This is a genomic window from Georgenia daeguensis (genome assembly GCF_039537705.1).
Classification (GTDB): Bacteria; Actinomycetota; Actinomycetes; order Actinomycetales; family Actinomycetaceae; genus Georgenia; species Georgenia daeguensis.
The window spans coordinates 1-1189 of the sequence record NZ_BAABBA010000079.1 but is presented as its reverse complement, the minus strand read 5'-3'; the positions used below and the strand labels follow the sequence as shown (position 1 = coordinate 1189).

Annotated in this window: 1 protein-coding gene; it reads left to right on the top strand. The window is 71.4% G+C overall.

Annotation, left to right across the window (positions count from 1 at the left end; translation table 11 throughout):
- Positions 1-1188: methionine adenosyltransferase (gene metK / locus ABD774_RS21485; RefSeq protein ID WP_345045819.1), on the top strand; the 1188-nt coding region annotated here is incomplete at its 5' end.
- Position 1189 lies beyond the last annotated feature (1 nt).

Sequence of the window (1189 nt, the reverse complement as noted above, 5' to 3'; positions counted from 1 at the left end):
CGTCAGTTCACGTCCGAGTCGGTGACCGAGGGGCATCCGGACAAGGTGTGTGACCGGATCTCGGACACGATCCTGGACGCGATCCTGGAGCAGGACCCGGTGGCGCGGGTGGCGGTGGAGACGGTGGTGACCACGGGGCTGGTGCACGTGGTGGGTGAGGTGACCACGGACGCGTACGTGGAGATCCCGCAGCTGGTGCGCGAGGTGGTGCGCCGGATCGGGTACACGTCCTCGGCGATCGGGTTCGACGGGTCCTCGTGCGGGGTGTCGGTCTCGATCGGGCAGCAGTCGGCGGACATCTCGGCGGGGGTGTCGAAGTCGTTGGAGGGCCGGTCGGGGGCGGGGGTCTTCGACGAGCTGGACGTCCAGGGTGCGGGGGACCAGGGGCTGATGTTTGGGTATGCGTGCGACGACACGGCGGCGTTGATGCCGTTGCCGATCTTTCTGGCGCACCGGCTGGCGGAGCGGCTGGCGCTGGTGCGCAAGGAGGGGGTGGTGCCGGGGCTGCGGCCGGACGGCAAGACGCAGGTGACGATCGGGTACGAGGGGGACCGGGCGGTGTCGTTGGACACGGTGGTGGTCTCGACCCAGCACGACGAGTGGGTGCGTCAGGACCTGCTGGCGGTGGCGGTGGAGCAGGAGGTGGTCGCGCCGGTGCTGGCGGCGGCGGGAGTGGAGCTGGCCACGTCGGGGTATGACCTGCTGGTCAACCCGACGGGGCAGTTCGTCATCGGGGGGCCGATGGGGGATGCGGGGCTGACGGGGCGCAAGATCATCGTGGACACCTACGGGGGGATGTCGCGGCACGGGGGTGGGGCGTTCTCGGGGAAGGACCCCTCGAAGGTGGACCGCTCGGCGTCCTACGCGATGCGGTGGGTGGCGAAGAACGTGGTGGCGGCGGGGCTGGCGCGCCGGTGCGAGGTGCAGGTGGCGTACGCGATCGGGCGGGCGCACCCGGTGGGGCTGTACGTGGAGACGTTCGGGACCGAGACGGTGCCGGTGGAGCGGATCGTGGCGGCGGTGCGGGAGGTCTTCGACCTGCGCCCGGCGGCGATCGTGCGGGACCTGGACCTGCTGCGCCCGATCTACCGGCACACCTCGGCCTACGGCCACTTCGGCCGGGAGCTGCCCGAGTTCACCTGGGAGCGCACCGACCGCGTCGAGGACCTGCGCACCGCCGTCGCCTGAC